This window comes from Stappia sp. (assembly GCF_965276915.1).
Lineage (GTDB): Bacteria > Pseudomonadota > Alphaproteobacteria > Rhizobiales > Stappiaceae > Stappia.
The window spans coordinates 434625-457430 of sequence record NZ_OZ255709.1 but is presented as its reverse complement, the minus strand read 5'-3'; the positions used below and the strand labels follow the sequence as shown (position 1 = coordinate 457430).

General features: G+C 66.9%; 22 protein-coding genes. 10 read left to right on the top strand and 12 right to left on the bottom strand.

Annotation, left to right across the window (positions count from 1 at the left end; genetic code table 11):
- Positions 1-8: 8 nt before the first annotated feature.
- Together hpt and ACQY46_RS02060 are read right to left on the bottom strand one after the other, a co-directional pair.
- Positions 9-563 (bottom strand): hypoxanthine phosphoribosyltransferase, encoded by a 555-nt coding sequence (gene hpt, locus ACQY46_RS02065; protein ID WP_428698662.1) that lies wholly within the window; start codon positions 561-563, stop codon positions 9-11.
- Complete coding sequence (locus tag ACQY46_RS02060) at positions 556-1545, bottom strand: MJ0042-type zinc finger domain-containing protein (protein WP_428698661.1); 990 nt, start codon at positions 1543-1545, stop codon at positions 556-558. Before ACQY46_RS02060 ends, hpt begins: the two co-directional genes overlap by 8 nt.
- Positions 1546-1791: 246 nt before the next feature.
- Between ACQY46_RS02060 and ftsE the strand changes: the two genes are divergently transcribed.
- On the top strand, positions 1792-2451 hold the full coding sequence (gene ftsE, locus ACQY46_RS02055) for a cell division ATP-binding protein FtsE (protein ID WP_428698660.1): 660 nt from the start codon (positions 1792-1794) through the stop codon (positions 2449-2451).
- On the top strand, positions 2444-3538 hold the full coding sequence (locus ACQY46_RS02050) for a cell division protein FtsX (RefSeq protein ID WP_428698659.1): 1095 nt from the start codon (positions 2444-2446) through the stop codon (positions 3536-3538). Before ftsE ends, ACQY46_RS02050 begins: the two co-directional genes overlap by 8 nt.
- Before the next feature lie 151 nt (positions 3539-3689).
- On the opposite strand, the gene rplS is transcribed toward ACQY46_RS02050, so the two are convergent.
- Both rplS and trmD read right to left on the bottom strand, forming a co-directional pair.
- On the bottom strand, positions 3690-4163 hold the full coding sequence (gene rplS / locus ACQY46_RS02045; RefSeq protein ID WP_428698658.1) for a 50S ribosomal protein L19: 474 nt from the start codon (positions 4161-4163) through the stop codon (positions 3690-3692).
- A gap of 300 nt (positions 4164-4463) precedes the next feature.
- Complete coding sequence (trmD, locus tag ACQY46_RS02040) at positions 4464-5171, bottom strand: tRNA (guanosine(37)-N1)-methyltransferase TrmD (RefSeq protein WP_428698657.1); 708 nt, start codon at positions 5169-5171, stop codon at positions 4464-4466.
- An 88-nt stretch (positions 5172-5259) separates the two neighbouring features.
- Here trmD and ACQY46_RS02035 point away from each other — a divergent pair, with 88 nt between their 5' ends.
- Positions 5260-5811 (top strand): hypothetical protein, encoded by a 552-nt coding sequence (locus tag ACQY46_RS02035; protein WP_428698656.1) that lies wholly within the window; start codon positions 5260-5262, stop codon positions 5809-5811.
- On the opposite strand, the gene rimM is transcribed toward ACQY46_RS02035, so the two are convergent.
- From rimM to ffh, 4 genes are all read right to left on the bottom strand, one after another.
- Entirely contained in the window at positions 5775-6308 is a 534-nt protein-coding gene (rimM, locus tag ACQY46_RS02030) for a ribosome maturation factor RimM (RefSeq protein WP_428698655.1), read from the bottom strand. The two genes, ACQY46_RS02035 and rimM, sit on opposite strands and share 37 nt — an antisense overlap.
- 140 nt (positions 6309-6448) lie before the next feature.
- Positions 6449-6859 (bottom strand): 30S ribosomal protein S16, encoded by a 411-nt coding sequence (gene rpsP, locus ACQY46_RS02025; protein WP_428698654.1) that lies wholly within the window; start codon positions 6857-6859, stop codon positions 6449-6451.
- 30 nt (positions 6860-6889) lie between these two features.
- On the bottom strand, positions 6890-7162 hold the full coding sequence (locus ACQY46_RS02020; protein ID WP_428700387.1) for a chorismate mutase: 273 nt from the start codon (positions 7160-7162) through the stop codon (positions 6890-6892).
- A 41-nt stretch (positions 7163-7203) separates the two neighbouring features.
- On the bottom strand, positions 7204-8742 hold the full coding sequence (gene ffh, locus ACQY46_RS02015) for a signal recognition particle protein (RefSeq protein WP_428698653.1): 1539 nt from the start codon (positions 8740-8742) through the stop codon (positions 7204-7206).
- A gap of 434 nt (positions 8743-9176) precedes the next feature.
- Between ffh and ACQY46_RS02010 the strand changes: the two genes are divergently transcribed.
- Entirely contained in the window at positions 9177-10619 is a 1443-nt protein-coding gene (locus ACQY46_RS02010; RefSeq protein ID WP_428698652.1) for a TrkH family potassium uptake protein, read from the top strand.
- A gap of 14 nt (positions 10620-10633) precedes the next feature.
- On the opposite strand, the gene ACQY46_RS02005 is transcribed toward ACQY46_RS02010, so the two are convergent.
- Complete coding sequence (locus ACQY46_RS02005) at positions 10634-11347, bottom strand: YggS family pyridoxal phosphate-dependent enzyme (protein WP_428698651.1); 714 nt, start codon at positions 11345-11347, stop codon at positions 10634-10636.
- Between the two features lie 196 nt (positions 11348-11543).
- On the opposite strand from ACQY46_RS02005, the gene leuS reads away from it, so the two are divergent.
- From leuS to holA, 3 genes are read left to right on the top strand one after another with little or no spacing between them, the layout of a single operon-like run.
- Positions 11544-14165, top strand: a complete 2622-nt coding sequence (gene leuS, locus ACQY46_RS02000) for a leucine--tRNA ligase (protein ID WP_428698650.1) — start codon at positions 11544-11546, stop codon at positions 14163-14165.
- Positions 14152-14724, top strand: coding sequence for an LPS assembly lipoprotein LptE (gene lptE, locus ACQY46_RS01995; protein ID WP_428698649.1), 573 nt, complete (start codon positions 14152-14154; stop codon positions 14722-14724). Before leuS ends, lptE begins: the two co-directional genes overlap by 14 nt.
- A gap of 3 nt (positions 14725-14727) precedes the next feature.
- Positions 14728-15771, top strand: a complete 1044-nt coding sequence (holA, locus tag ACQY46_RS01990; RefSeq protein WP_428698648.1) for a DNA polymerase III subunit delta — start codon at positions 14728-14730, stop codon at positions 15769-15771.
- A 26-nt stretch (positions 15772-15797) separates the two neighbouring features.
- On the opposite strand, the gene ACQY46_RS01985 is transcribed toward holA, so the two are convergent.
- Entirely contained in the window at positions 15798-16349 is a 552-nt protein-coding gene (locus tag ACQY46_RS01985) for an RNA methyltransferase (RefSeq protein ID WP_428698647.1), read from the bottom strand.
- 150 nt (positions 16350-16499) lie between these two features.
- Between ACQY46_RS01985 and ACQY46_RS01980 the strand changes: the two genes are divergently transcribed.
- On the top strand, positions 16500-17474 hold the full coding sequence (locus ACQY46_RS01980) for an NADPH:quinone oxidoreductase family protein (protein ID WP_428698646.1): 975 nt from the start codon (positions 16500-16502) through the stop codon (positions 17472-17474).
- A gap of 41 nt (positions 17475-17515) precedes the next feature.
- Here ACQY46_RS01980 and ACQY46_RS01975 read toward each other — a convergent pair whose 3' ends face one another.
- Complete coding sequence (locus tag ACQY46_RS01975) at positions 17516-18319, bottom strand: exodeoxyribonuclease III (protein WP_428698645.1); 804 nt, start codon at positions 18317-18319, stop codon at positions 17516-17518.
- 279 nt (positions 18320-18598) lie between these two features.
- On the opposite strand from ACQY46_RS01975, the gene lysM reads away from it, so the two are divergent.
- Both lysM and ACQY46_RS01965 read left to right on the top strand, forming a co-directional pair.
- Positions 18599-19036 (top strand): peptidoglycan-binding protein LysM, encoded by a 438-nt coding sequence (gene lysM, locus ACQY46_RS01970; RefSeq protein ID WP_428698644.1) that lies wholly within the window; start codon positions 18599-18601, stop codon positions 19034-19036.
- 157 nt (positions 19037-19193) lie between these two features.
- Positions 19194-19916, top strand: a complete 723-nt coding sequence (locus ACQY46_RS01965) for a glycoside hydrolase family 25 protein (protein WP_428698643.1) — start codon at positions 19194-19196, stop codon at positions 19914-19916.
- A gap of 504 nt (positions 19917-20420) precedes the next feature.
- Here the strand turns inward: ACQY46_RS01965 and ACQY46_RS01960 are convergent.
- On the bottom strand, positions 20421-22466 hold the full coding sequence (locus ACQY46_RS01960) for a methylmalonyl-CoA mutase family protein (protein ID WP_428698642.1): 2046 nt from the start codon (positions 22464-22466) through the stop codon (positions 20421-20423).
- Between the last annotated feature and the right edge of the window lie 340 nt (positions 22467-22806).

The following is a 22806-nucleotide window of genomic DNA, read 5'->3' as shown; positions in this document are numbered from 1 at the left end:
CTCCGTTTTCAAACGTTCGCCGGTTCCGGCGCATCCTGGACGACGTAGCCGATATACGGGAGCTGGCGCCATTTGTGGCCCATGTCCATCCCGTATCCGACCACGAACTTGTCCGGACAGTCGAATCCGACATAGTCCGCCGAAATGGCGGATTTGCGGCGCATCGGCTTGTCGAGCAAGGCCGCGATGCGCACCGATCCTGCGCCGCGCTCAGTGAGTCGGTCTCGTGCGAAAGCTAACGTTCTGCCACTTTCCAGTATGTCATCCACGAGAATCACATCCCGTCCCGCGACATCGCTCTCCACATCGCGCAGGACCCGGATTTCCCTTGACTCCGTGCCGGAGCCGTAGCTGGACAGATGGATGAACTCCATCTCCGGGCGCAGGCCGACCCTGTGCATGGCGCGCACCAGGTCGGCGGCGAACATGAAGCTGCCCTTCAGCACCGCGACGACAAGCAGGCGCTGCGGGCTCGACCCAGCGATTTCGCGGGCGATCTCCCCGACCCTTGCGGCAATCGCCTCTTCGTCGATCAGGGTGCGGATTTCGGCGTCGTCACTCATTCACTCTGGCCTGCTGTTCTCCGCGCTCGACAAAGCGCACCTGGATGTCGGCCGCCGGGTCGGGCGGGGCCGACAGGCGGGTTCGGAACCGTGTCGTGCCACCGACATCGAGCCGGCGCAAGCGCGGCTCCATGATCCAGGCATAGATTTCCTGGGCGTCCTCGCTGCGCAGTGCCAGCCTGACCGCCGGTACATGCATCGGCTGACGGCTGATATTCTCGATCGTGCCCTCGATCACGAGAACGATGGTGCCGTCCTCGATCTCGCGGAAGGTGCGCAGGTCGCGGAATTCCAGGCCGCGCAGGTTCACGTCGAGCCCGGCCAGCGTGAAAAGGCCGGCGAGGTCGGGCATCCGCGCCACGATCGGCGTGCGGAACGTCACCGCGAAGGCGCAAAGCGCGATTGCGCCGAAAAACATCATCGCGCCAACGACCCGTTGCGGACGGACGCGTCGCGCCCGCTGGCCGACCTGGTCGACGATCCGCCTCAGCACCGGCTCGGGCGGCTTGGTCTTCACCTGGATCTTGGGTTTGCGGGCCAGGCTTTCAATGTCGACAGGGGTTTTCTTGGTCTCGGCCTCGCGCTCGTCCGCCGCCGCGTCGAAGGGCATCAGGTCCTGGCCGAAAGTCTCGTCGGCGTCCTGCGTGTCGGTGTCTTCCGCGTCGCCGCCCGCGCCTGCATCCGCGTCCTCGCCGCCATCCTCATCCATTGCCTCGTCGCCGGCAAAACCGTCAAGGTCGTCGTCGCCGGCGGTCGCCATGGCGCCAACGGCCTGGGTGGCGAGAACCTCGACCTCCGCCTCGGCTTCGGTTTCGACTTCAGCTTCGTCGGGGACTTCGGTCTCGATGGACGTTGTGTCCGGCTCGGCGCTGGCGTGCCAGCGCGTGCCGCAGCGGGCGCATTTCACGCTACGCCCGTCCGGCCCCAGCGCGGCGGCGCTGACCCGGTAGGCAGTCGAACAGTCCGGGCAGGTTATCATCATTGTGGAAGAGGCCTCGTCTTGCCCACAAAACCTCCGGCTTGGCGTGGCATGCTTGCCGCCATGGATACCGGACCGGGAAAGGGTCAAGTATTGGCCATGGTCCGTAAACATGCTGCAAACGGCGGCGCGTTTCCCGCGTCGCCGACCGCACACGGATCGTCACGACCTCATCACGCCCCGATATCGTTAATGAAGCGTTAATGGCGAGGCGATAGTGTCGGGACAATGTGTTAACGAGAGGTTGCCGTGATCCGATTCGAAAATGTCGGTCTGCGCTACGGCATGGGCCCGGAGGTCCTGCGCGACCTGACCTTCGAGATCAGGCCGCAGTCCTTCCAGTTCCTGACCGGCCCGTCGGGCGCGGGCAAGACCAGCCTGATGCGTCTTCTGTTCCTGTCGCTGGCGCCGACGCGCGGGCTCATCCGCGCCTTCGGCAAGGACACGTCGGCCCTGAAGAAGAGCCAGATCCCAGCCTTGCGCCGGCGGATCGGCATCGTCTTCCAGGATTTCCGCCTGCTGGACCACCTGACCACCTACGAGAATGTCGCGCTGCCGCTCAGGGTCGTCGGCCAGGAGGAAAGCCAGTATCGTTCCGACGTGGTGGAACTGCTCAAGTGGGTGGGCCTTGGCGAGCGCATGCATGTGCTGCCGCCGGTTCTGTCGGGCGGCGAGAAACAGCGCGCGGCCATCGCCCGGGCGCTGATCACCCGGCCCGAAATGCTGCTTGCCGACGAGCCGACGGGCAATGTCGATCCGCCGCTGGCGCGCCGGCTGCTGCGGCTGTTCATCGAGCTCAACCGGCTGGGGACCTCGGTGGTCATCGCGACGCATGATCTTGCCCTGATGGACCAGGTCGACGCGCGGCGCATGGAACTCGGCGAAGGACGGTTGCATATCCATGACTGACGGCAGGAGCGGCAAGGATCGCCCGGCGCGGCCGAGCGGAGGCGCGAAGCAGGGTCCGCGCCCGCAGCGCGAGGGGCGTGGCGGCAGGCCGGGAGCCGGCGCCGGAAGCGGCAAGGCGGGCGGTGCCGGCAGCGCCATGCGGGCACGGCTGCGCGGCAAGGCGAAGGCGCGCGGCGGGATGTCGGGCCTGCGCTCGCCGGCGCCGATCGTGCCCTCGCAGGCGGTCGCCGGGCGCGCGCTGACATTTGTCGTCGCGATCATGAGCTTCCTTGCCTGCCTCACCGTCGGCGGCGTCGCCATCATCCACGAGGCGGCGAACGCCTGGTCGAACGACCTGCAGCGCGAGGTGACGATCCAGATCCGCCCGGCCGAGGGCGTCGACATGCTGCGCGAGATCGAGAAGGCGATCGCGGCGGCGCGGGAGCAGCCGGGGATCGGTGCCGTGCGGGCGCTGTCGGACGAGGAAACCCGCGGCCTGCTTCAGCCCTGGCTGGGCGAGGGACTGGATCTTGCGACCCTGCCCGTGCCGCGCCTGATCCAGGTCGAGATCGACGAGCCGTCGCGGTTCGAACTCGGCGACCTGCGCGCGGCGGTTTCCGCCGTGGTGCGCGGCGCCAGCATCGACGATCACGGATCGTGGACGGACCGGCTCGCGGCGATGGCCGGCGCCGTTGTCTTCGGCGGCCTGGCGATCCTGTCGCTGGTGCTGGGGTCGATGGTGCTGTCGGTGGTCTTCGCCACCCGCGCCGCGATGGCGGGCAACCGGGACGTCGTGGAGGTGCTGCATTTCGTCGGCGCCGAGGACAGTTTCGTCGCCCGCGAATTCCAGCGACACTTCCTGCTGCTCGGCCTGCAGGGCGGCCTTGCCGGAGGGGTGGGCGCCTGCCTCGTCTTCGTCGTGCTCGGCTTTCTCGCCGACGACCGCACCGGCCTGCAGGGGCTTGCCCGGGCGATGGACATGTTCGGCGGCGTGTCGGTCGGCGTTGCCGGCTATCTCGGCGTGCTGGCGGTGATCTTCCTGGTCACGGTGCTGACCGCGGCAACCTCGCGCCTTGCCGTGCGCGCCCATCTGCGCCGGATCGAATAGGCGCCGGCCGGTTGGCTCCTGGCCGCAACTCCTGCCATGAAACAGAAAACAGGCAGCTTCGAAACGAAAACGGCCCCGGACGCGATGTCCGGGGCCGTTTTCGTTGATCCTGATACCTTCCGGCGCTGCCGTGCGGCCGCGCCTGCAAGGCTTATTCGGCGGAGGACGCCTCGGCGGCGGCCTTGGCCTCGGCGCGCTCGGCTTCCTTGGCTGCCTTGACGGCCGCCAGGTCCGACTTGATCTCGTCGTTCAGGCGACGGGCGCGAACATTGGTGGCCTCGACGATACGGGCCGACTTGCCGCGACGCGTGCGCAGATAGTAGAGCTTGGCGCGACGGACCTTGCCGCGGCGGATCACGTCGACGCCTTCCAGCATCGGCGAGTAGACCGGGAACACACGCTCCACGCCTTCGCCATAGGAGATCTTGCGGACGGTGAAGCTCTCGTTGATGCCGCCGCCGGCGCGGGCGATGCACACGCCTTCATAGGCCTGCGTACGGGTCCGGTTGCCTTCCGTCACGCGCACGTTGACGCGGATCGTGTCGCCGGGAGAGAAGCTCGGCAGCTTGCGCGCGGCTTCGATCTTCGCCATTTCTTCGGCGTTCAGCTGTTCGATGATGTTCATGGCACTGCCTTTTTGGTTCGTGTCGGTCAGAGCGTCCGCTAACGGTCGAGCCGCAGGGGCGAATTCACCGCGTTTTTGGCCAGTCCGGAACTTGCGTCCGGTGGTGGAAATCCGGTTCGCGCACCGGTGTCGCCCGTCCGTTTTCCCGCTCCGCCCGGAAGGGCATGTGGCACGTTTGTGCAAAGGAAAAACGGCACGCGGCGCCAGTTCGGCACCCGAGTGGCCGCTGCATAGCGCAAGCGGCCAGGTTTGTCATGCCCTTTTCGCGTCGAAACGCCCGATTTTGCGCGTATCCGGCGCTCAGGCGTCGTCCTCCCCGGCGAGGTGGCGCTGCCACAGGTCGGGGCGCCGTTCCCTTGTCAGCTCCTCGGCCTCTTCGCGGCGCCAGCGGTCGATGCGGGCATGGTCGCCGGAGGTCAGGATCCCGGGGATCGACAACCCCTCGAATTCCCGCGGGCGGGTGTAGTGCGGATGTTCCAGGAGACCGGTCTCGAAGCTTTCGAACGCGCCGCTTTCGGCATTGCCCATGACGCCGGGCAGCAGCCGCACGACGGCATCGAGCAGCACCATGGCGGCGAGCTCGCCGCCGGACAGGACATAGTCGCCGACCGACACCTCTTCCAGGTTCCGCGTCTCGATCACCCGCTGGTCGACGCCTTCGAAGCGGCCGCAGACGATGACGGCGCCGGGCCCGCCGGCAAGCTCGCGCACGCGGGCCTGGTCGAGCGGGCGTCCGCGCGGGCTCATCAGAAGTCGCGGGCGCGTGTCGCCCTCGGGCGTGGCCGCGTCGATGGCGCTTGCCAGGATGTCGGCGCGCAGCACCATGCCTGCGCCGCCGCCGGCGGGCGTGTCGTCGACCGAGCGATGCCTGTCCGTGGCGTGGTCGCGGATCTGGCGGGTCTCGAGCGACCAGTCGCCGCGCTCCAGCGCCCGTCCGGCGAGCGAGGCGCCGAGCGGCCCGGGGAACATGTCCGGATAGAGGCTGAGAATGGTGGCGGCAAAGCTCATGGCAGGTCCGGTCCTGGATGGCGGCGGGGCGCGCGGCTCGGCGTTCGCCGCAATCCTTGATTAACGGTTTGCCTTCTAGAAAGGACGTATGTCACCGAAACCCTCCATGCCCGGCCCCCTGTCGCGAGTGGCCGAAGCGCTGCGCCAGACCGTGGAGCGGCACTATCTCGACCTGTCTTTCAGCCGGGTCGCGCCGCTGGCCCTGCTGCTTGCCTATGGCATTGCCGTCGGCCTGGTGTTCAACACGGGCATCGATCACCCCTGGGACAAGCTGCAGCATCTGGTGTTCTTCGGGCTGCTGACCCTGGCGATCCATGCGTTCTTCTGCTGCCGGCTGCGTATTTCCGCCGGCGTCGCCAGCCTTGCCGGCATCGGCGGGGAGGCGGTCCAGGCCCTGACGCCGCATCATCATGCCTCGCTCGGCGATGTTGCCGCCAACACGATCGGTGTCGCGCTGGTCGTCGCCGCCATCGTGCTGATCCGATCCGAAACGCGCGCGGCGCTTGCCGAGCGAGCGATCGAGGGCGACGACTTCCTGTCCTCGCCCCAGTCTTTGCCCCAGTCTTCGCCCTTGTCCGTCCCTGTTTCCGTCTCCGGGCGGGATCAGGCCCCGGCCTCGCCAGGCTCCTCGTCGGCGTGATCCTCCGGCGGCACGATCGTGACCTCGCCTGAGGCGAGGTCGATCCGGGGCACGGCCTCGCGGGTGAAGGGCACATAAAAGGACGACGCTCCGGCGGGGCGGATCTCGACCAAGGTGCCGGCGCCGAAATCGGGCACTGCCACGATCGTTCCCAGCAGCGCGCCGTCGCTTGCCACAGCCTTCAGGCCGAGCAGGTCGGCGTGGTAAAACTCGTCCTCGTCGTCGAGTTCGGGAAGCGCCGCGCGGGCGACATAAAGGTCCGTTCCGTTCAGCGCCTCGGCAGCGTTGCGGTCGTTCACGCCCTCGAACTTCGTCACCACCATCGACTTCTGCAGCCTGGCGGAGGCAACGGTCAGTTCGCGCTTGCCGTCCGCCGTCTGCAGCGGGCCGTAATCGGCGAAGGACAGGGGATCGTCGCCGAAGGGCTTGACCCGGACCTCGCCGCGAATGCCGTGGGCGGCGCCGATACGGGCGATGAGGATGCGATCTGTCGTCACGCGCGACCTCCTGGCGTTTTGCCTTGCCCGCCCCCGCAGTATCGGCGGCTGCAAAGCAATGCGGGACCCGCGCGGTTCGCGCGGGTCCCTGTCAGTCACTCAACCCGGGCGTCGCCCGGAGGCATTCCACCGATGCCGGCTTACTCGGCCGAAGCTTCCTCGGCGGGAGCCTCGGCACCGGCGGAAGCTGCCTCGGCGGCAGCGGCGGCGGCGTCCTCGGCAGCCTGCTTCTTCTCGGCGAGACGCTCCTTGGCCTTCTGGCCCGGCTCGGCCTTGTTCGGGTTGCTGCGGGCTTCGCGGGTCATCAGGCCGGCGGCGTCGAGGAAGCGCAGGACGCGGTCGCTCGGCTTGGCGCCGTGGCCGAGCCAATGCTGGATGCGCTCGGCATCGAGCACGACGCGGTCGGCATTGTCCTTCGGCAGCATCGGGTTATAGCTGCCGACCTTCTCGACGAAGCGGCCGTCGCGCGGCGAGCGCACGTCGGCAACGACGATCCGGTAGAACGGACGCTTCTTGGCGCCGCCGCGGGCAAGACGAATTTTCAAGGCCATGTCTAAGGTCTCCTGTAGTGCGCGCCGCGTTCAGCGGCGAATGGCTTCATGGTGGCGGATCACTTCCCTGACGATGAAGTTCAGGAACTTTTCCGCGAAATCGGGATCAAGGTTTGCGTCCCTGGCAAGTGCGCGCAGGCGCGCGATCTGCCGTTCCTCGCGCGCCGGATCGGCGGGCGGAAGATCGTGTTGGGCCTTCAGCACACCGACTTTCTGGGTGCACTTGAACCGTTCGGCGAGCATGTGGACCAGCGCCGCGTCGATATTGTCGATGGAGCCGCGCAGGCGGACGAGTTCGTCCATCGCGGCCGAGGCCGGGTCGAGGATCTGGTCGGCGCTGTCGGTCACTTCTTTTTCCCCCGTCCCATGCCCGGCATGCCGCCGAGACCCGGAAGGCGGGGGCCGCCCAGTCCGCCCAGGCCGCCCGGCAGGCCCGGCATCTGGCCCGGAAGGCCCCCCGGGAGGTTGCCGGGCAACTGACCCGACTGGGCCATGCGCTCGAGTTCCTTCGGGTCGATGTTCGGCATGCCGCCACCGGCGCCGGGCATGCCGAGGCCGCCCATCATCTTGCCGAGCATGCCCTTGCCCTTGCCCATCTGCTTCATCATGTCGGCCATCTGCCGGTGCATCTTGAGCAGCTTGTTGACGTCGGCGACATCGACGCCGGATCCGCCGGCGATGCGCTTCTTGCGGCTGGCCTTGAGCAGGTCGGGCTTGCGCCGTTCCTGGGGGGTCATCGACTGGATGATGGCGACCTGGCGCTTGATCACCCTGTCGTCGATATTGGCGCCGTCGAGCTGCTTCTTGAGCTTGCCGACGCCGGGCATCATGCCCATGATTCCGGACATGCCGCCGAGCTTTTCCATCTGGCGGAGCTGTTCGGCCAGATCCTCTAGGTCGAAATTGCCCTTCTGCATGCGGGCGGCCATCCTGGCCGCCTTCTCCTGGTCGATCTCGCGGGCGGCCTTCTCGACCAGCGAGACGATGTCGCCCATGCCGAGAATGCGGTCGGCGATGCGCGAGGGATGGAATTCCTCGAGCGCGTCCGCCTTTTCGCCGGTGCCCACCAGCTTGACCGGCTTGCCGGTGACCGCGCGCATCGACAGGGCGGCGCCGCCGCGCCCGTCGCCGTCCATGCGGGTCAGCACGATGCCGGTGATGCCGACGCGCTCGTCGAAGGAGGTGGCGAGGTTGACCGCGTCCTGGCCGGTGAGACTGTCGGCGACGAGCAGGATCTCGTGCGGCGTCGCCGCCGCCCTGATCTCGGCCATCTCGATCATCAGGGGCTCGTCGATATGGGTGCGGCCGGCGGTGTCGAGCATCACCACGTCGTAGCCGCCGAGCCGTGCCGCGGTCATCGCGCGGCCGGCGATCTGCACCGGCGTCTGGCCGGCGACGATCGGCAGCGTGTCGATGCCGGTCTGCTCGCCGAGCACCTTGAGCTGTTCCTGGGCGGCCGGGCGACGGGTGTCGAGCGAGGCCATCAGGACCTTGCGCTTGTCGTTCTTCGTCAGGCGCAGGGCGATCTTGCCGGTCGATGTCGTCTTGCCCGAGCCCTGCAGGCCGACCATCATGATGGCGACCGGGGCGGGGGCGTTGAGGTCGATCGGTTCCGCTTCGCTGCCGAGCATCTCGACGAGCTGGTCGTGAACGATCTTGACGACCTGCTGGCCGGGGGTGACCGACTTCAGCACTTCCTGGCCGACGGCGCGGTTGCGCACCTTGTCGGTGAAGGACTTGACGACGGGAAGCGCCACGTCGGCCTCGATCAGGGCCCGGCGCACCTCGCGCAGCGCTTCGGAGACGTCAGCCTCCGACAGCGCGCCGCGCCGCGTCAGCTTGTCGAGAATGCCGCTGAGGCGATCTGACAGACTTTCGAACATGCCGTGGTCCCTTGATCCCTGGACACCGCCGCCATGGCGATGCCGTTTCCCCTGAAATGGTGCCGAAACACGATCGCGCAAAGCGGTTTTGCACCCGAGGGCGCAACGCGCTGTCGGGTGTGAACCTCCGGGATCTCTTTACACCTTTACGGGTCCCGGTCGGCGGATGGTCGTCTCGTAACTCTTTCGGAGTTGCCAGCGGCATAGTCGAAAACGGTGCACAAAGTCAAGGATCGCCCGCCGGCTTTCGCCGGATGCGCGCGGCGGGAAACCCTGTCCGGCATATCCGGCTCTTGAAATCGACGGCAAAAGGGAGAAGATGCGGCCTCCGGCAAGCCGGCCGCGCCCTTGCGAAGGCCCGTGGCGGCGCGGGCGTCCTCCGCCCCCTTCCCGACAAGGGACATTCCAACACGCCGGTACCAGGACGCCGTGACATGGACCTTCGAGCCGTTGCGCTGCCGATCGGCCGCCTGCTGATCCTGATCTCGCTGTTCATGACCATTCCCGCCGCCGCCGACCTGATGGCCGGCAATCCGGACTGGATCGTCTTTCTCGCCTCGGCCCTTGTCACGGGATGCATCGGCTGTGTCGCGACCGCCGCTTTCCTGCGCTCCGCCAACCGGTTCAACACGCGCGAGACGCTTGTCTTCGTCAATGCCGCCTGGATCGTCTTCGGGCTGGCCGGCGCGTTGCCGCTATGGCTGAGCGGGTTGAAGATCTCCTTCGTCGATGCCGTGTTCGAGGCGATCTCGGGCCTGACGACGACCGGTGCGACGGTGCTGACCGGGCTCGACGCGATGCCGCCCGGCATCCTGCTGTGGCGCTCGCTGCTGCAATGGATCGGCGGCATCGGCATCGTCGTCCTCGGCATCTGGCTGCTGCCGGGCCTGAGGACCGGCGGCTCGCAGCTCTTCTCGATCGAATCCTCGGAGACCTCGTCCAAGCCCTATGGCCGCTTCGAACCCTTCATGGTGCGGCTGCTGCTGCTTTACGGGGTGCTGACCTGTGCCAGCACGTTGCTCTACTATCTTGCCGGGATGACCTTCTTCCAGGCGGTGAACCACTCCCTCACCACGGTCTCGACCGGCGGTTTCTCGACCTCCGACGGTTCGCTCGGGCAGTTCGACGATCTTGCGATCTACTGGATCGCCATCGTCTTCATGCTGCTGTCGAGCCTGCCCTTCCTGTTTCTCATCACCCTGGTCGAACGCCGGGTCTGGCGCGATGCCCAGCAGGTCTTCTTCTTCCTGCGCCTCGTCATCGCCTTCAGCCTGTGCGCCTTTGTCGCGCTGCACCTGCACGACACGGGCATGCCCTTCCGCCACCTCACCCTTTCGGTGTTCCACGTCGTCTCGGTGGTGACGACGACCGGCTATGCGGCCGATGACTACCTGCAATGGGGCAACCTGGCGATCGTCCTGTTCTTCCTGCTGACGTTCCTGGGCGGTTGCAGCGGCTCGACCTCCGGCGGCTTCAAGGCCTTCCGGATGCTGCTGCTGATCTCCTATATCCGCGTGCTCTTGAAGGGCATGGTGCGGCCGCACCGGGTGGCGGAGGCACGCTATGGCGGTACGGCGGTGAGCGCCTCGGTGATCGAGGGCGTGCTGATCTTCGCCCTGCTCTACACGATGACCTTCGTCGTCTTCGCGCTCGTCTATGCGCTCGCCGGTCTCGACATCGAGACGGCGCTGAGTGCCTCGATCACCGCGCTTGCCAATGTCGGCCCCGGCGTCGGCGACATCATCGGCCCGTCCGGCACGTTCCAGTCGCTGCCCGAGCTGGTGAAGGCGCTGCTTTCCGTGCAGATGGTGCTTGGCCGGCTGGAGATCCTGGCGGGGATCATCCTGCTGACCCCGGACTTCTGGAGCGAGCGCTAGGATCAGGAGCAGGTTCAGGGACGCGGTCGGGAGCCGAAGATCGCCGAGCCGACGCGCACATGGGTGGCGCCGAGGCGGATGGCGCTTTCGAAATCCGCGGACATGCCCATCGACAGACCGGCAAGACCGTTGCGCGCGGCAATCTTCGCCAGCAGCGCGAAATGCGGGGCGGGCGTGTCCTCGGCCGGGGGAATGCACATCAGGCCGGCAACGTCGAGGCCGAGCTCGCCCCGGCAGAAGGCGATGAAATCGTCGGCCTCGCCCGGCGCGATGCCGGCCTTTTGCGGCTCCTCGCCGGTGTTCACCTGGACGAAGAAGCGCAGCGCGCGATCCTGGGCCTGGCATTCGCTCGCCAGCGCCCGGGCGATCTTCTCCCGGTCGAGCGTGTGGATAACGTCGAACAGCGCCACCGCGTCCTTCGCCTTGTTGGATTGCAGCGGCCCGATCAGGTGCAGTTCGACATCGGGGAACGCGGCGCGCAGCTCCGGCCACTTGCCCTGCGCCTCCTGCACGCGGTTCTCGCCGAAGACACGCTGGCCGGCATCGAGCACGGGGCGGATCTCGCCGGCGTCGAAGGTCTTGGAGACAGCGACAAGGGTGGTCGCGCCGACAGGCCGGCCGGCGGCCTTCCCGGTCCGGGCCATCGTCTCGCGGATATCGGCAAGGCGCGCGGCGGCATCGCTTTGGTTCGCCGCCGCCGGGGAGGGGGCGTTGTCGGTCGCGGACATGGGGTTCCTCGGGGGCTTCTGCTGCGGTCCTTCCCGATAGCCTTTTCCCGGGCGCGGGGGCAAGGGGGCCATGAGGTCCCCCGGTCGGTGGCAATGGGGCGGGCGGGATGCCTTGCAGGTTGACCGCAAGGCGGATTTCTGGTGACAGTCGCGCCACGTTATTCCTGCAATGGTCACGAGAAAAGCAATCACAATCATGGCGACGGAGCGCTACAACGCCCGCGAGGCGGAAAGCCGCTGGCAGAAGGTCTGGGACGAGACGGACGTCTTTGCGACACGCAACGAGGACCCGCGTCCGAAATACTATGTGCTCGAGATGTTTCCCTATCCTTCGGGCCGCATCCACATGGGCCACGTGCGCAACTACGCGATGGGCGACGTCGTCGCGCGCTACAAGCGTGCCCGTGGCTTCAACGTGCTGCACCCGATGGGCTGGGACGCCTTCGGCATGCCGGCGGAAAACGCGGCCATGCAGAACAAGGTGCATCCGCGCGACTGGACCTACCAGAACATCGCGACGATGCGCGGCCAGCTGAAGATCATGGGCCTGTCGCTCGACTGGGCGCGCGAGTTCGCGACCTGCGACGTCGAGTATTACACCCAGCAGCAGCACCTGTTCCTCGACTTCCTGCAGGCGGGCCTCGCCTACCGCAAGAACTCCAAGGTCAACTGGGATCCGGTCGACATGACCGTGCTCGCCAACGAGCAGGTCATCGACGGTCGCGGCTGGCGCTCCGGCGCGCCGGTCGAGCAGCGCGAGCTGACCCAGTGGTTCTTCAAGATCTCCGACTGGTCGGAGGAGCTGCTCACCGCCATCGACACGCTCGACCGCTGGCCGGACAAGGTCCGGCTGATGCAGAAGAACTGGATCGGCCGGTCCGAGGGCCTGCGCGTGCGCTTTGCCTTCTCCACCCCGGCACCGACCGGCGACACGGCGCTGGAGATCTTCACGACGCGGCCCGACACGCTGTTCGGCGCCTCCTTCATGGGCTTGTCGCCGGATCACCCGATCTCGCTGAAGCTGGCCGAGAGCAATCCGAAGCTTGCCGCCTTCATCGAGGAGTGCCGGCGCAAGGGCACCTCGGCGGAAGCCATCGAGACGGCCGAAAAGGTCGGCGTCGACACCGGCCTGACCGTGACGCATCCGCTCGATCCCTCGATCACGCTGCCGGTCTACGTCGCGAACTTCATCCTGATGGACTACGGCACGGGCGCGATCTTCGCCTGTCCGGCCCATGACCAGCGCGATCTCGACTTCGCCCGCAAGTACCATCTGCCGGTGCGCCCGGTGGTGCTGCCGGCGGGTGCCGATCCGGAGACGTTCGAGATCCGCGACGAGGCCTACACGGACGACGGCACGATCTACAATTCTGACTTCATGAACGGATTGCCGATCGCGGACGCCAAGGAAGCGGTCGCGGCGCGGCTCGAGGCGGCGATGCTCGACGGCCGTCCGCAGGCCGAGCGGCAGGTCAACTACCGCCTGCGCGACTGGGGCATCTCGCGCCAGCGCTACTGGGGCTGCCCGATCCCGGTCATTCATTGCGAGGATTGCGGCGTGGTGCCGGTGCCGGTTGCCGACCTGCCCGTGCAGTTGCCCGACGACATCGATTTCGACAAGCCGGGCAATCCGCTCGACCGTCATCCGACCTGGCGCAACGTCGCCTGCCCGGCTTGCGGGAAACCGGCGCGGCGCGAGACCGACACGATGGACACGTTCGTCGATTCGTCCTGGTATTTCGCCCGCTTCACCGACCCGAAGGCAGCGACGCCGACCGACAAGGCCGTGGCCGATGCCTGGCTGCCGGTCGACCAGTATATCGGCGGCATCGAGCACGCGATCCTGCACCTGCTCTATTCGCGCTTCTTCGCAAGGGCGATGAACGTCACCGGCCATCTGGGCGTCAAGGAGCCGTTCCGGGGCCTGTTCACGCAAGGCATGGTGACGCACGAGACCTACAAGGCGCCGGGCGGCGGCTGGGCGTCGCCGGCGGAAGTGCGCATCGAGGGCGACGGCGAGACGCGCAAGGCCTTCCTGCTGGAGGGCGGCGCGGAGGTCGCGATCGGCTCGATCGAGAAGATGTCGAAGTCGAAGAAGAACACGGTCGACCCGACCGATATCATCGAGACCTACGGCGCCGACACGGCGCGCTGGTTCATGCTCTCCGACAGCCCGCCGGAGCGCGACGTGCAGTGGACCGAGGACGGCGTGCAGGGCGCCTGGCGCTTCATGCAGCGCGTCTGGCGGCTTGTCGGGGACATCGCCGACGGCGTGCCGGAGACGGCCCGGCCGAACGCGTTCGGCGATCAGGCGACGGCGCTGCGCCGGGCAACGCACAAGGCCTGCGCGACCGTCTCCGCCGACATCGAGGGGCTTTCCTTCAACCGCGCGGTGGCCCGCATCTACGAGCTGGTCAACACGCTCTCCAAGGCGCAGCAGGCCGATTTGCAGGCCGGCGCCGAGGGCGAGGACATGCGCTTCGCCCTGCGCGAGGGCATCGGCTACCTGGTGCAGATGATGGCGCCGATGGCACCGCATCTGGCCGAGGAATGCTGGACGGTGCTTGGCCGCGAGGGCCTGCTTGCCACCGCGCCCTGGCCGGAGGTCGAGGAAGACCTTCTGGTCGAGGCGACCGTGACCCTGCCGGTGCAGGTCAACGGCAAGAAGCGGGCCGACCTGACGATCGCACGCGAGGCTTCCAAAGAAGAGGTGGAAGCGGCTACGCTCCAGCTCGAGGCCGTGCTGCGCGCGCTGGACGGCAAGCCTGCCCGCAAGATCATCGTTGTGCCGCAAAGGATCGTGAATGTCGTCGCCTGATCATCCGACATCGCAGCCCGCCACGCGGCGCGCGCTTCTCGTTCTCGCGCTCGGCGCGGCGCTTGCCGCCGGCGCCTGCCAGGTCCGCCCGCTCTACGGCTCGCTCGGCGGGCCGGCCGGCACGTCTCCCGTCGCGGAGCAATTCGCGGCGATCGACATCGACACGGTCGAGGCCTCCTCGACGGAGACTCTCGAGCGTGTCGGCCAGGTGCTGCGCAACGAACTGATCTTCGGATTCCGGCGGGGCCGCGAGGCGGCGCCGCCGCGCTACCGGCTGAAGATCATCATCGACCGGCCCTTGAACGAGGTCGGCGTCGAACGGCTCGCGGATGTCCCCTCCGCCTATTCGGTGACGGTCAATGCGAGCTATGTGCTCAGCGAGATCGGCACCGGACGGACGGTGACCACCGGTCGCGCCTTCGGTTCGGCCTCCTTCGACTTCTCCAGCCAGCGCTTCGCCAACCTGCGCGCCGAGCGCGATGCCGAGGATCGGGCGGCGAAGGTCGTGGCCGGCAACATCCAGACGCGCCTGGCCGGCTTCTTCGCCTCGCAAGGCTGAGCCATGGTCGCGCTGAAGGCCGGCGAGGTCGACCGTTTCATCGCCGAACCGCCGGCCGGCGTGGCCTTGGTGCTGGTTTTCGGACCGGATACCGGCCTTGTGTCGGAGCGGGCCCGCATGCTGGTCGACAAGGCGTCGGGCGGCGTCGACGATCCCTTCTCGCTTGTGCGCCTCGATGCCGCCGATGTGGTTTCAGATCCGGCCCGGCTGATCGACGAGGCCTCGACGGTGCCGCTGTTCGGCGGCCGCCGCGTTGTCTGGCTGCGCGACGGGGCGGGCAAGAACCTTTCGCCGGCCGTCGATCCCCTGTTCGGCGAGGTCCGGGCCGAAAACGCGCTGGTGGTGATCGAGGCGGGCGACCTGAAGAAGGGCGTCGGCCTGCGCAAGAAGTTCGAGAACGACCGCTCGGCGGTTGCCATCGCCTGCTATGCGGACGAGGCGCGCGACCTGGAGCGGGTCATCGACGCGGAGCTGCGCGAGGCGGAGCTGAGCATCACGCGCGAGGCCCGGCAGGTGCTGATGGGGCTGCTCGGCGCCGACCGGCTGGCGAGCCGCGGCGAGGTGCGCAAGCTCTGCCTTTACGCGCTCGGGCGGGAGCGGATCGAGGCGGCCGATGTCGAGGCGGTGATCGGCGATGCCTCCGCCTTTGCCGTCGACGAACTGATCGATGCCGCCGCGCTCGGCGACCTGGCAACGCTCGATCACGGGCTGGAGCGGCTCGAGGCCGGCGGCCAGCGCGCCGACATGATCGCTTCCGCCGCCCTGCGCCACTTCCAGTTCCTTGCCCGGGCAAGGGCGGAGGCCGATCGCGGCCTGTCGGCGGCGCGGGTGATCGAGCAGGCCCGACCGCCGGTCTTCTACAAGCGCCGCGACGCGGTCATCCGCCAGGTGTCGCTGTGGTCGGGCGAGGATCTCGCCAGGGCCGGGGAGCGGCTCGGCGGCGCGGTCGCCTCGGCGCGCAAGTCGCCGGCGCTGGCCACCGCCCTTGTCGGCGACGTGCTGCTGACGCTGGGGCGCGTCGCGCGTTCCCGCCAGCAGCGCCGCTGACCGGACGGTCCCCCTCAGCCGCCGTTTCAGTTCTCGTTTCCGGGAACCTTGCGTCCCGTGCGCATGATCGGGCCGCCATGCTTGTGCGCCGGGCGCGGCGTTTTCGGGCCGCCGGCGGTGAGCGGGCGCTCGGCATACTGGCCGTGCACCCGGTGCCGGTCGTAGAGCACGATGGCGCCGGCGACCGCGATGTTCAGGCAGAACTTGGTCGGGATCTTGATGATATGGGCGCAGGCCGCCTGCATCTCCGCCGAGAGCGAGCCGCGCTCGGGGCCGAGCACATAGGCCGCCTGCAGCGGATGCATGAAGCTCGACAGGTCGACGGCATCGTCGGTCAGCTCGACGCCGACCAGCTGGCAGCCCTGCGGCAGGTCCATTTCCGGGATGGCGCCCCAGTGAAACAGCGGCAGGTGGCCGGTGCTCTTGGAGGTGTCGGAGGGCGGCGCCTTGCGGATGCGGCTGTCGGCGTCGACGGTGAAGAAGAAGCTGGCGCCGAAGGCGTGGGCGGAACGCATCAGGTTGCCGAGGTTCATCGGCTTGGAAATGCCTTCCGCGCCAACGGCGAAGTAACCGCGCATATGGGTGTCCTTGTGATCGGTCCCGGTCCGTCCGGGTGTCCGGACATAGCGGCCCCCGCTGCACCTGACAAGATTGCAACCCCTGTTCGTCTTTCACGCAGGTCCCGGCCGTGCTAACCGGAAGACGGGGAAAAGTGGGGGAACGAATACGTGAAAGCCGTCTTGTGCGAACGTCTCGGTGGGCCCGAGAGCCTTGTCCTGCGCGATATCGAGATGCCAGGGCCCGGACCGGGCGAGGTGCTTGTCCGGGTCGCGGCGGCGGCGCTCAATTTCTTCGACACGCTGATCATTGAGGGCAAGTACCAGTTCCGCCCCGAGCTGCCGTTCTCTCCGGGGGCGGAGTTCGCCGGCCAGGTGATGTCCGTCGGCGAGGGGGTGGAGCTGTTCGAGCCGGGCGACCGGGTGATGGGCTATGTCCGCTGGGGCGCGGTGCGCGAGGCGGTGATCGCCACCGAGGACGATCTCGTGCTCCTGCCGGACGGGGTGTCGGAGGATGTGGCGGCCGGGCTGACCGTTACCTACGGAACGGCGCTGCATGCGTTTCGCGACCGGGCGCGACTTGAAGGCGGCGAGAGCGTTGCCGTGCTCGGCGCCTCGGGCGGCGTCGGGCTTGCGGCCGTCGAGGTCGCCAGGGCCATGGGTGCGCGGGTCATCGCCTGTGCCTCCAGCGCCGAGAAGCTGGAACTGGCCCGCGCCCACGGCGCCGACGAACTGGTCAACTACACCGAAGAGGACCTCAAGACCCGGTTGAAGGCGCTCACCGACGGCTGCGGCGTCGACGTGGTCTACGATCCGGTCGGCGGGGCCTACGCGGAGGCGGCCCTGCGCGCCACCGGCTGGCGCGGGCGTTACCTCGTCGTCGGTTTTGCCGCCGGCGAGATTCCGAGACTGCCGCTCAACCTCGTCATGCTGAAGGGGTGCGACGTGCTCGGCGTGTTCTGGGGCGATGCCATCATCCGCGAGCCGGAAAACCACCGGGACAACATGGCGCAGCTGCTTGCCTGGGTGGCGGAGGGGCGCATCGTGCCGCATGTACACGCGCTCTACCCGATCGCCGAGACGGCGCGGGCCTTGCGCGAACTCTCCGACCGCAGGGCGAAGGGCAAGGTCATCATCCGCCCGTAAGGGCGAATGACGGCCCGTTCCTCGCTTCCGGTTTCCCGGGCTCAGGCTTCCAGGCGGATCATCACCGGCGCGTGGTCGGACGGCTGCGTCCAGCCGCGGGCATCGCGCAGCACCTGCATCGAGACGGTCTGGCCGGCGAGCGCCGGGCTCGTCCACACATGGTCGAGACGGCGGCCCTTGTCGGCGGCCGACCAGTCCTTGGCCCGGTAACTCCACCAGGTGTAGAGCTTTTCCTCCGCCGGCACGAACTGGCGCATCACGTCTGTCAGGCCGGCGGCGCCGCGCACCGCTTCCAGCTTCTCGCATTCGATCGGCGTGTGGCTGACGATCTTCAGGAGCTGCTTGTGCGACCACACGTCGTGCTCGTAGGGCGCGACATTGAGGTCGCCGACAATGATGCTGTCGCCGGAAAGCGCCGAGAACCGCTCGCCCATCTCGTCGAGAAAGGCGAGCTTGTGAGCGAACTTGTCGTTGATCTCCGGGTCCGGCTCGTCGCCGCCGGCCGGTACATAGAAATTCTGCAGCGTGAAGCGGCCGCCGCCGAAGGCGATGCCGGTCGAAAGGTGGCGGCTGTCGCCCTTGGCGCAATAGTCGATCCGCTCCTCGTCGAGGAAGGGGCGGCGGGAGATCGTCGCGACCCCGTGATAGCCCTTCTGGCCCTTGATCGCGATGTGCTCGTAGCCGAGCTTGCGGAAGGCGGCGAGCGGGAAATTGCCGTCGGCGCACTTGGTTTCCTGCAGGCAGATGACGTCCGGCGCGTGGTCGAGGATCAGCTTCTCGACGATCGGCAGGCGCAGGCGCACCGAGTTGATGTTCCAGGTGGCGATCGTCAGGCGGTCGGTCATGGGCAGGTCCCGGAAAGAGGCGCGAGAAGGAAACGGTTGCCGTCTGATTGCCAGTTGCGCGGCCCGCTTGCAAGGCCGGCGGCGGCCCATGCGTGGCCCGTGCGCCCGTCTTGCGAGCGTTGCGGCGGATATCTGTGTTCCCCGTCACATGATTTGGCGCTTGCGGGCTGTATTGACTGCGGTCGACACTGGTTGTCGAACGGCGCGGGAGATTCCGCGCTTGACGGTTGAAGGCGCGGGGTCCCCCGCGCCATGGCAGGACAGAAGGGGAATCGTCAGATGGGCTTTTTTGATTTCGTGAAGGATGCGGGCAAGTCGCTTTGGGGCAGTGACGAGCCGGAGGCGGATGCCGCCGCCGCGATCGAGAAGGAAGTGGCGGCACTCGGCCTCGACGGCGACGTCAAGGTCCAGGTCTCCGGCGACACGGTGAAGATCGCCGGCGCCGCGCCGACGCAGGAAGCGCGCGAGAAACTCATCCTGGCCGCCGGCAACGTGCTCGGCATCGCCAAGGTCGAGGAGGAGATCGCGGTCTCCGAGGCAGCTCCCGAAGCCGGCTTCCACACGGTGGCAAAGGGCGACACGCTTTGGGCGGTCTCCAAGAAGGCCTATGGCGACGGCTCCAAGTACATGGCGATCTTCGAGGCCAACAAGCCGATGCTGTCGGACCCGGACAAGATCTATCCGGGCCAGGTGCTGCGCATCCCGGCGCTCGGCTGAGGCGTTTAGCCTGTTCCGATCACGATTTCGTGAGGCCGCGTCGAAAGACGCGGCCTCATCCCATTTCCGCTGCCCTCGATTGGTAAGCGATTCCTTAATTCTTTGGCCATAAGGTCCGACCCCGGTTGGAAGGGGGCTTTGGACCGAAGAGAGAGCGATGTTTGCGCGCGTGTTGTCCGCTATCTGCATGATGTTCGTCGCCGCCTGCGCGGCTTTCGATTTTCCGGATCCGACGCCGGAGGATTTCGCCATCCATGGCATCGATATTTCCCGCTACCAGGGGGACATCGACTGGAACCGGGTGAAGCGGGCGGGCACGGAATTCGCCTGGATCAAGGCGACCGAGGGCGGCGACTATGTCGACCCGAAATTCATGGACAACTGGCTCTTGGCCAAGGCTGCCGGCGTGCCGCGCGGCGCCTATCACTTCTATTATTTCTGCCGGCCGGTGGAAGAGCAGATCTCCTGGTTCATCCAGAACGTGCCGGTCGACCCGCAGGCGCTGCCGCCGGTGCTCGACATGGAGTGGAACGCCCACTCCAGGACCTGCCGCGAGCGGCCGCCGCGCAACCAGGTGATCGCCGACATGCGCAAGTTCCTGGAAGCGGTCGAGGCGCATTACGGCAAGCGGCCGGTGATCTATTCCTCCGTCGATTTCCACCGCGACCGGCTGGTCGATGCCAAGCACCGCTACGATTTCTGGCTGCGCTCGGTGGCAAGCCACCCGGACCGGAAATACGAGAAGCGCAAGAACTGGGTGTTCTGGCAGTACACGGCGACGGGCCGCGTCGACGGGGTCGAGGGCAATATCGACCGCAACGTCTTCTTCGGCACCCGCTCGCAGTGGCGCCAGTGGCTCAGGGGCGATCTGACGAAGTAGGTCTGGGCGGACTTGATCGCTGGACTATCATGGATATTTCCATGCAACTCTTGAAATGATTCGTAGACGATCCCACGTCATAAGTTGCAGGCTAGGCGTCTGCATGCGTTTGCGTTTCCGCCGGATAATACGGCTAGGTGTTATTTGTGATGGGAGACTAATGAGATGGATCCACCTTAGATCGTAAATTGCGCGTATGTCGATGTGCATATATAACCTAGGAGGTTATTATGATGGATCGTCGACGTGCTGCTTTTTTATTTTACCCATATGGGTTAGTAAAAAGCAGCGCTGAGAGACACGCTCCGGATGCTGCTTTCTATCAAGCAGCATCCGGAGGAAGGCAGAATGAAAAACAGATACAGGTTTTGGGATTACTTGAGGATAGTGCATGTTGTCCTCGTAATCGGACGCTTATTGTACAATGCAGTGCGATCTATAAGTAATTACTAGAAAATAAGGCGGTCAATCTTGAGATTGATCGCCTTATTTGCTGTTTCATCCTCACGCGGCCGCTGCCGCCCGCGCGCCGACGATCTCCACCACTTCCGTCATGATGTCGGTGAGCTGGAAGTTCTTCGGCGTGTAGACGGCGGCTACCCCCATCGCCCGCAAACTGGCGGCGTCTTCTTCCGGGATGATGCCGCCGACGACCAGCGGGATGTCGTCGATGCCGGACGCGCGCAGCCGGTCCATCACGTCGCGCACCAGGGCAAGGTGCGAGCCGGACAGGATCGACAGGCCGATGACGTGGACGTCCTCCTCCAGCGCGGCGTTGACGATCTGTGCCGGGGTCAGGCGGATGCCCTCGTAGACCACTTCCATGCCGCAGTCGCGGGCGCGCACGGCGATCTGCTCGGCGCCGTTGGAATGGCCGTCGAGGCCTGGCTTGCCGACAAGGAATTTCAGCCGCCGGCCGAGTTTCGCCGACACGCTTTCCACCGCCGCGCGCACCGGGGCAAGGTCCTGCGCATCGGCGAGCGCCGCCTTGCCGACGCCGGTCGGCGCCCGGTATTCGCCGAACACCTCGCGCAGCGCCGCGCCCCACTCGCCGGTGGTGACGCCGGCCCTGGCCGCCGCAATCGAGGGCTCCATGATGTTGGTGCCCTCGCTCGCCGCCCGCTTCAGCGCGGCGATGGCCTCCGTCACGGCGCCCTCGTCGCGCGCCTCGCGCCAGGCCTTGAGCGCCGCGACCGCCTCCGCCTCGACATGTTCGGGCACGGTGAGGATGCCGCCATCCTCGCCGCCGGCGAGCGGCGAGGGCTCGCTCTCGGTGAAGCGGTTGACGCCGACCACCACCTGCTCGCCCGCCTCGATGGCGGCAAGGCGGGCGGCGTTCGAGGCGACCAGCGCCTGTTTCATGTAGCTCGATTCCACCGCCGCGATCGCCCCGCCCATCTCCTCGATGCGGGCAAGCTCGGCGCGGGCCTCGTCCTTGAGCGCCTCGACCTTCTCGCCGATCACCGAGGAGCCGTCGAAAATGTCGCCGAATTCGAGCAGGTCGGTCTCATAGGCGAGGATCTGCTGGACGCGCAGCGACCATTGCTGGTCGAAGGGGCGCGGCAGGCCGAGCGCCTCGTTCCAGGCGGGAAGCTGCACCGCCCTTGCGCGGGCGTTCTTCGACAGCACCACGGCCAGCGCCTCGATGAGGATGCGGTAGACGTTGTTTTCCGGCTGCTGCTCGGTCAGCCCGAGCGAGTTGACCTGCACGCCGTAGCGGAAGCGGCGGTAGCGCTCGTCTTCGACCCCGTAGCGGGAAAGGCAGATCTCGTCCCACAGCTCGGCGAAGGCGCGCATCTTGCAGATCTCGGTGATGAAGCGCATGCCGGCATTGACGAAGAAGGAGATGCGGCCGACCGCCTGGGGGAAGTCGTCGGCGGGAATGGCGCCGGAAGCCTTGACCTCGTCGAGGATGGCGATGGCGGTGGCGAGCGCGAAGGACAGTTCCTGCACCGGCGTCGCGCCGGCCTCCTGCAGGTGGTAGGAGCAGACGTTCATCGGGTTCCATTTCGGCATGGCGCCGTAGGTCCAGGCGATGACGTCGCGGGTGAGGCGCAGCGAGGGCGCGGGCGGGAACACATAGGTGCCGCGCGACAGGTATTCCTTGACGATGTCGTTCTGCGTCGTGCCGGAAAGCAGCGTCCGGTCGGCGCCCTGCTCGTCGGCGGCGGCCACATAGAGCGCCAGCAGCCAGGGGGCGGTGGCGTTGATCGTCATCGAGGTGTTCATCTTCTCCAGCGGGATCTCGGCAAACAGCGCCCGCATGTCGCCGAGATGGGCGATCGGCACGCCAACCTTGCCGACCTCGCCACGCGCCAGCGCGTGGTCCGGGTCGTAGCCGGTCTGGGTCGGCAGGTCGAAGGCGACCGAAAGGCCGGTCTGGCCCTTGGCGAGATTGTTCCGGTAGAGGCGGTTTGAATCGCGCGCGCTCGAGTGGCCGGCATAGGTGCGGAAGATCCACGGCTTGTCGCGCCGGATCGTGCCTGCAGCCGGTGCCGTTTCGGCTTCCGGGGTGATCTTCGTGGGGGTGGGGGTGGTTTTTTCGCCCATGGAACACTCCTCGCGCCGTCGTGCCCGTTGCGGCGGCCTCAAGGCGCCGCAGGGCCGGGCATCTTGCTGATTTTTCTCGGCTCCCCGTTTCCCGCCGGTGAGCCGTCCTCCCGAAAATACGCCGCCTGGGGCGCTCGCATACGCACTATTTCTTGGTGCAATGCAAAAACACTCTTGGGCAAATGCGCCAATTAAGCAATAGTCCAATAGCGTAACGCCTGTTTTTCGCACGATAGTTTCGTGAGCGGGCGCATCGGACGGCTTTGGCATGATGCGTTGCAGCATGAAGAGTGACGAGAGACGGCGTTGCGAACGGGATGCGCGGTCACCGCATCCGGGA

Excerpts from the sequence above, each read along its gene's own strand:
- hpt (WP_428698662.1), bottom strand. The coding sequence starts at position 563 with ATGAGTGACGACGCCGAAATCCGCACCCTGATCGACGAAGAGGCGATT.
- ACQY46_RS02060 (WP_428698661.1), bottom strand. The coding sequence starts at position 1,545 with ATGATGATAACCTGCCCGGACTGTTCGACTGCCTACCGGGTCAGCGCC.
- ACQY46_RS02050 (WP_428698659.1), top strand. The coding sequence starts at position 2,444 with ATGACTGACGGCAGGAGCGGCAAGGATCGCCCGGCGCGGCCGAGCGGA.
- rplS (WP_428698658.1), bottom strand. The coding sequence starts at position 4,163 with ATGAACATCATCGAACAGCTGAACGCCGAAGAAATGGCGAAGATCGAA.
- trmD (WP_428698657.1), bottom strand. The coding sequence starts at position 5,171 with ATGAGCTTTGCCGCCACCATTCTCAGCCTCTATCCGGACATGTTCCCC.
- ACQY46_RS02035 (WP_428698656.1), top strand. The coding sequence starts at position 5,260 with ATGTCACCGAAACCCTCCATGCCCGGCCCCCTGTCGCGAGTGGCCGAA.
- rpsP (WP_428698654.1), bottom strand. The coding sequence starts at position 6,859 with ATGGCCTTGAAAATTCGTCTTGCCCGCGGCGGCGCCAAGAAGCGTCCG.
- ACQY46_RS02020 (WP_428700387.1), bottom strand. The coding sequence starts at position 7,162 with ATGGACGAACTCGTCCGCCTGCGCGGCTCCATCGACAATATCGACGCG.
- ffh (WP_428698653.1), bottom strand. The coding sequence starts at position 8,742 with ATGTTCGAAAGTCTGTCAGATCGCCTCAGCGGCATTCTCGACAAGCTG.
- ACQY46_RS02010 (WP_428698652.1), top strand. The coding sequence starts at position 9,177 with ATGGACCTTCGAGCCGTTGCGCTGCCGATCGGCCGCCTGCTGATCCTG.
- ACQY46_RS02005 (WP_428698651.1), bottom strand. The coding sequence starts at position 11,347 with ATGTCCGCGACCGACAACGCCCCCTCCCCGGCGGCGGCGAACCAAAGC.
- leuS (WP_428698650.1), top strand. The coding sequence starts at position 11,544 with ATGGCGACGGAGCGCTACAACGCCCGCGAGGCGGAAAGCCGCTGGCAG.
- lptE (WP_428698649.1), top strand. The coding sequence starts at position 14,152 with ATGTCGTCGCCTGATCATCCGACATCGCAGCCCGCCACGCGGCGCGCG.
- holA (WP_428698648.1), top strand. The coding sequence starts at position 14,728 with ATGGTCGCGCTGAAGGCCGGCGAGGTCGACCGTTTCATCGCCGAACCG.
- ACQY46_RS01985 (WP_428698647.1), bottom strand. The coding sequence starts at position 16,349 with ATGCGCGGTTACTTCGCCGTTGGCGCGGAAGGCATTTCCAAGCCGATG.
- ACQY46_RS01975 (WP_428698645.1), bottom strand. The coding sequence starts at position 18,319 with ATGACCGACCGCCTGACGATCGCCACCTGGAACATCAACTCGGTGCGC.
- lysM (WP_428698644.1), top strand. The coding sequence starts at position 18,599 with ATGGGCTTTTTTGATTTCGTGAAGGATGCGGGCAAGTCGCTTTGGGGC.
- ACQY46_RS01965 (WP_428698643.1), top strand. The coding sequence starts at position 19,194 with ATGTTTGCGCGCGTGTTGTCCGCTATCTGCATGATGTTCGTCGCCGCC.
- ACQY46_RS01960 (WP_428698642.1), bottom strand. The coding sequence starts at position 22,466 with ATGGGCGAAAAAACCACCCCCACCCCCACGAAGATCACCCCGGAAGCC.